The sequence below is a fragment of the Micromonospora psammae genome (genome assembly GCF_036902725.1).
Taxonomy (GTDB): Bacteria; Actinomycetota; Actinomycetes; order Mycobacteriales; family Micromonosporaceae; genus Micromonospora.
The window spans coordinates 1-6,002 of record NZ_JBAKHM010000052.1; the positions used below are offsets into that span (position 1 = coordinate 1).

6 protein-coding genes are annotated in these 6,002 nt (G+C 76.4%); all 6 read left to right on the plus strand.

The window, feature by feature from the left end:
• Nucleotides 1-1,117, plus strand: a 1,117-nt coding sequence (locus V6U79_RS29605; RefSeq protein ID WP_334616708.1) for a glycosyltransferase family 9 protein, incomplete at its 5' end; no start/stop codon positions are given.
• 26 nt (nt 1,118-1,143) lie between these two features.
• Nucleotides 1,144-2,118 (plus strand): glycosyltransferase, encoded by a 975-nt coding sequence (locus V6U79_RS29610; RefSeq protein WP_334616709.1) that lies wholly within the window; start codon nt 1,144-1,146, stop codon nt 2,116-2,118.
• Nucleotides 2,103-3,320: a glycosyltransferase gene (locus V6U79_RS29615; protein WP_334616711.1), complete on the plus strand. Its 1,218-nt coding sequence runs from the start codon at nt 2,103-2,105 to the stop codon at nt 3,318-3,320. Before V6U79_RS29610 ends, V6U79_RS29615 begins: the two co-directional genes overlap by 16 nt.
• Nucleotides 3,320-4,156, plus strand: a complete 837-nt coding sequence (locus V6U79_RS29620; protein WP_334616712.1) for a D-sedoheptulose-7-phosphate isomerase — start codon at nt 3,320-3,322, stop codon at nt 4,154-4,156. The genes V6U79_RS29615 and V6U79_RS29620 overlap by 1 nt, the downstream gene beginning before the upstream one ends.
• The gene (locus V6U79_RS29625; protein ID WP_334616713.1) at nt 4,153-5,565 is read left to right on the plus strand and encodes a PfkB family carbohydrate kinase; all 1,413 of its coding nucleotides are present in this window, start codon (nt 4,153-4,155) and stop codon (nt 5,563-5,565) included. The genes V6U79_RS29620 and V6U79_RS29625 overlap by 4 nt, the downstream gene beginning before the upstream one ends.
• Nucleotides 5,562-6,002 (plus strand): SDR family NAD(P)-dependent oxidoreductase (locus tag V6U79_RS29630; protein ID WP_442933837.1); only part of this gene is annotated, 441 nt, incomplete at its 3' end. The genes V6U79_RS29625 and V6U79_RS29630, both read left to right, overlap by 4 nt.

Consider the following 6,002-nt stretch of genomic DNA (forward strand, 5'->3'; position numbering starts at 1 on the left):
GCCCACCCCGGTCACCCGGCCCGAGGAGGTGTCCGCCGCCCCGCACGTCGCCCCCGACCTGCCCACCGCCGTCGACGAGATCCTGCGCCGGATGGCCGCCGTCCGGCCGGCCGCGCCGCGCCGCGCCGGTACCGTCCTGGTGGTCCGCAGCGACTCCGCCGGGGACGTGCTCGTCACCGGCCCGGCGATCCGCGCCGTCGCCGCCGGCGCGGAGCGGGTCGTCCTGCTCCACGGCCCCCGGGGGCGCGGCGCCGCCGCGCTGCTGCCCGGGGTGGACGAGCTGATCGAGTGGCCGCTGCCCTGGATCGACGGGGACCCCGCGCCCGTCGACCCGGACGACATCCGCCGCCTCACCGACCGGCTCGCCACCGTCGGCGCCGACGAGGCCGTCATCTTCACCTCCTTCCACCAGTCCGCCCTGCCGCTCGCGTTGCTGCTGCGGATGGCCGGTGTGGCGCGGATCAGCGCGATCAGCGACGACTACCCCGGCTCGCTGCTCGACGTGCGGCACCGGGTGCCGGCCGGCGTGCCGGAACCGGAGCGGGCCCTCTCCCTCGCCGCGGCGGCCGGGTTCGGGCTGCCCGCCGACGACGACCACCGGCTCCGGGTCGACGTGCCGTCCGTCGCCGTCCCGGACGAGCCCTACGTGGTGGTGCACCCCGGCGCGTCGGTGCCGGCCCGGGCCTGCCCGCCGGAGCGCTGCGCCGAGATCGTCGCCAGGCTTACCGCGGCCGGCTACCGGGTAGTGGTCACCGGGGGGCCAGCCGAGACCGCGCTGACCTCCCGGGTCGCCGCCCATGGCGGCACCGACCTCGGCGGGCGCACCGGGCTGGCGGAGCTGGCCGGCGTCCTCGCCGGGGCGCGCTGCGTGGTGGTCGGCAACACCGGTCCCGCCCACCTCGCCGCGGCCGTCGGTGTCCCCGTGGTCAGCCTCTTCGCCCCCACCGTCCCCTTCGGCCAGTGGGCGCCGTACCGGGTGCCGCTGGTCCGCCTCGGCGACGCCGACGCGCCCTGCCGGGGCAGCCGCGCCACCCGCTGCCCGACGGCCGGCCACCCCTGCCTCACCCAGGTCGACCCGGACGAGGTGGTCGCCGCGGTCCGCCTGCTCACCACCTGAGGAACTCCGCGAGCTGAAGGAGGGTCATGAACGTCCTGCTCTGGCACGTGCACGGCTCCTGGACCACGTCCTTCGTGCACGGACGGCACCGCTACCTGGTGCCCGTCACCCCCGACCGGGGGCCGTACGGGCTCGGCCGGGCCCGCACCTACCCCTGGCCGGACAGCGCCGTCGAGGTGACCCCGGAGGAGCTGGCCGGCGCGGACGTGGACCTGGTGCTCCTGCAACGCCCGGAGGAGCTGGAGCTGGCCGAGCGGTGGCTGCGTCGCCGACCCGGCCGGGACGTGCCGGCGGTCTACGTCGAGCACAACACCCCCAAGGGCGACGTGCCGAACACCCGGCACCCGATGGCCGACCGGGACGACCTGCTGCTCACCCACGTCACCCACTTCAACGAACTCTTCTGGGACAACGGCGGCACCCGCACCGCCGTCGTCGAGCACGGCATCGTGCCGCCCGCCGTCGAGTGGACCGGTGAGCTGAACCGGTTGGCCGTGGTGACCAACGAGCCGATCCGGCGCTGGCGGGTCACCGGCACCGACCTGATGCCCCGCTTCGCCGACGTCGCCCCGCTGGACGTCTTCGGCATGGGGGTGACCGGGCTCGCCCAGCGGCTCGGCCTGCCCGAGGAGCGGGTCGCCAGCCACGACGACCTGCCGCAGGGGGTCATGCACGTCGAGCTGGCCCGGCGGCGGGCGTACCTGCACCTGTGCCGCTGGACCTCGCTCGGGCTGAGCCTGATCGAGGCGATGACGATCGGCATGCCGGTCGTCGCGCTGGCCACCACCGAGGCCGTGGACGCGGTGCCACCCGACGCGGGGGTGCTCGCCACCCGGGTGGACACGCTGGTCGAGGCGGCGCGGTGGCTCGCGGAGGACCGCGACGCCGCGTACCGGCTGGGTGCGCGGGCGCGGGAGGTGACGAAGGAACGCTTCGGGCTCGACCGGTTCCTCGCCGACTGGGACCGGATTGTGGAGGAGGAAACATGCGCATCGCGATGATCTCGGAGCACGCCAGCCCTCTCGCCGTCCTCGGGGAGGAGGACGCCGGCGGGCAGAACACCCACGTCGCCGAACTGGCGGCGGCCCTGGCCGGTGAGGGACACGACGTGCGGGTCTACACCCGCCGGGACTCCTCCGACCTGCCGGACGTGGTGGCCGCCTCCGCCGGCTACCAGGTGCTGCACGTGCCCGCCGGCCCCGCGCTGCGGGTGCCGAAGGACGAGCTGCTGCCGTACATGGGCGAGTTCGGCCGCTGGATGGCCGAACAGTGGAGCCACGGCCGGTGGCGGCCGGACGTGGCACACGCCCACTTCTGGATGAGCGGGCTGGCCACCCTGCACGCCGGTCGGCGCACCAACACCCCGGTGGTCCTGACGTACCACGCGCTGGGCTCGGTGAAGCGACGCCACCAGGGCGCCCGGGACACCAGTCCACCGGGCCGGACCGGCTACGAACGCGCGCTGGGACGAGCCGCCGACCGGGTGATCGTCCAGTGCCAGGACGAGATCGGTGAGCTGGTCCGCCTGGGCGTGCCGAGGTCGAACATGACGCTGGTCCCGTCCGGGGTCAACCAGGAGATGTTCCGCCCCGACGGGCCGGCCGCCCCACGCGACCCGGCCCGCCAGCGGATCATCACGGTCGGCCGGATGGTCGAGCGCAAGGGTTTCCAGGACGTCGTCCGGGCGTTGCCCGCCGTGCCGGAGGCCGAGTGCGTGGTGGTCGGGGGACCCCCGGCGGAGCTGCTGCCGGCCGACGCCTTCGCCCGCCGGCTGCGGGCGCTCGCCGAGTCGTGCGGGGTCGCCGACCGGGTCAAGCTGGTCGGCGCGGTCCCCCGGGAGGAGATGGGTGCCTGGTACCGGTCGGCGGACGTGCTGGTCGCCGCCCCCTGGTACGAGCCGTTCGGGCTGACGCCGCTGGAGGGGATGGCCTGCGGTCTCCCGGTGGTCGGCACGAACGTGGGCGGGATCGCCGACACCGTCGTCGACGGGCTCACCGGCGACCTGGTGCCACCGCGTGACCCGCGTGCGCTGGGCACCGCGATCCGCCGGCTGCTCGCCGACCGGGTCCGTCTCTTCGCGTACGGCACGGCGGCGCTGGACCGGATCCGCAGCCGGTACTCCTGGAAACGCTGCGCGGAGCAGTTGAGCGCGGTCTACGCGGCGGTGAGCACCGCCGGGCGCGTCGCACCGGCGGTGGCCTGATGGGTGAGCAGATGTCCCCGCTCGACGTGCACCTGTCCGGGCTGGCCGCCGCCCTGATGCCGTACCGGCGGGTCGCCGAGCGCCTGGCCGGGTGGGGCACCGAACTGGCCTGGACGCTCTCCGGCGGCGGCCGGCTGCTCGTCGCCGGCAACGGCGGCAGCGCCGCCGAGGCACAGCACCTCACCGCCGAACTGGTCGGCAAGCTGCGCGACGACCGCGAACCGTACTCCGCGATCGCACTGCACGCCGAGACCTCCGCGCTGACCGCCATCGGCAACGACTACGGCTACGACGAGATCTTCGCCCGCCAGGTCCGCGCCCACGGCCGCCAGGGCGACATCCTGCTGCTGATGTCCACCAGCGGCACCAGCGCCAACCTGCTCCGGGCGGTCGACGCGGCACGGGAGACCGGGGTGCGCTGCTGGGCCTTCACCGGTCCGACGCCGAACCCGCTCGCCGGGGTCTGCGACGACGTGCTGGCGGTTCCCTCGCCCGACAGCCAGGTGGTGCAGGAGCTGCACCTGGTCTCGCTGCACCTGCTCTGCGAGTACGTCGACGAGGCGCTGCCGCTGGTGCGCCGGCTGCCGGGTGCGACGGCGCCCAGGCCGCGGACCATCGCCCTCACCGGGCGGCTGCCCAACGCCCCGACCGACCGGGCGTTGGCGGGGGCGGTCGGCGCCGGGTCCGGCGGGCAGGCCCACGGCCTGAACGGGGGCGGCTCCCCCACGGGTGGCGCGATCGGGCACGGCCCGAACGGGCACGGCGCCAACGGCTCCGTTGCCAACGGCGCCGGTGCGAACGGGCACGGGCCGAGCCGGCGGGGGTGCCCGTCGTGAGCGGGCCGCTGGTGGTCGTGGGCGACGCCCTGCTGGACCGGGACGTCGAGGGCACGGTCGACCGGATCTGTCCCGACGCGCCCGTACCGGTGCTCGACGAGCGCCGCGCCACCGACCGGCCCGGCGGCGCCGGGCTGGCCGCGCTGCTCGCCGCCGCCCAGGGCACGGAGGTCGTACTGGTGACGGCGCTCGCCGACGACGCCGCCGGCGCCCGGATCGCCGAGCTGCTCACCCGGGCCGGGGTACGCCTCTGCCCGCTCCGACTCACCGGGGCCACCCCGGAGAAGATCCGGCTCCGCGCCGGCGGGCAGACCCTGCTGCGGCTGGACCGGGGCGGCGCCCCGTCGACGCCCGGTGAGCCGCCGGAGGCGGCGCTGGAGGCGCTCGCCTCGGCCGGCGCCATCCTGGTCAGTGACTACGGCCGCGGGCTGCTGCGGCAGCCAGCGCTGCGGGCCGCGGTCGCCGACGCTGGCGCGCCGGTGGTCTGGGACCCGCACCCGAAGGGACCGGTGGCGGTCCCGGGCGCCCGGCTGACCACCCCGAACCTCGCCGAGCTGCGCCAGCTCACCGGCGACGCCGGCGCCGGCTCCCCGCTCTCCACCGCCACCCGGGCCGGGCACGAACTGCGCCGGCGGTGGCGGGTCGGCGCGGTCGCGGTGACCATGGGCGCCGACGGGGCGGTGCTCTGCCACTCCGGCGGCACCCCGCTGGTGGTGCCACCGGAGTCCGACGTGGACCATGTGGAGGACACCTGCGGCGCCGGGGACCGGTTCGCCGCCACCGCCGCCACCGCCCTCGCCGCCGGTGCGCTCACCTCCGAGGCGGTGCAGGAGGCGGTCGCCGCCGCGTCGGCGTACGTGGCCGCCGGCGGGGCCGCCGGACTGGCCCGGGGCGACCGCGAGCCGGCCACCGCGCGGCGGCCGGCCGCCGCCGAGGAGCTGGTGGCGCGGGTACGGGCCGACGGCGGCACGGTGGTCGCCACCGGCGGCTGCTTCGACATCCTGCACGCCGGGCACGTCGCCACCCTCCAGGCGGCCCGACGGCTCGGCGACTGCCTGGTGGTCTGCCTCAACTCCGACCGCAGCGTGCGGGCCCTCAAGGGCCCGGAGCGCCCGGTGAACCCGGAGGCGGACCGGGCGCGGCTGCTGACCGCGCTGGACTGCGTCGACGCGGTGCTGGTCTTCGACGAGGCCACCCCGGAGACGGCGCTGGCCCGGCTGCGTCCGGACGTCTGGGTCAAGGGCGGCGACTACGCCGGCGACGGCGCCCCCGAACTGCCCGAGGCCGAGCTGGTCCGCGGCTGGGGCGGCCGGGTGGTGACCGTGCCGTATCTGGCGGGCCGGTCCACCACCGCCACCATCACCGCCGCGCGGTCGCGCGGCGCCCGACTGGTCAAGGGAGCACGATGAGCAGGGATCTGAACGGTAAGGCGGTACTGGTCACGGGTGGGTCGAGCGGGCTCGGCGCGGCGGTGGTGACCGCGGTGACCAAGGCCGGCGGGCGGCCGTACGTGCTGGACCGGCAGGCGCCGGCGGACGGGGTGCCGTGGGTGGAGTGCGACCTGGCCGACACCCGGGCCGCCGAGGAGGCGACCCGGCGACTCGCCGAGCAGGCCGGCGGGCTGACCGGGCTGGTCACGGCCGCCGGGATGGACGTGCCCGGCAAGCTCGCCGACGTCGACGGAGCGACGTGGGACCGCATCGTCACCATCAACCTGCTCGGCACCGCCGCTGTGGTCCGGGCCGCGCTGCCGTACCTGGAGCGCTCGCACGGCACGGTGGTGACGGTGGCGTCGACGTTGGGGATCAAGGCCGTCTCCGACGCCACCGCGTACTGCGCGGCGAAG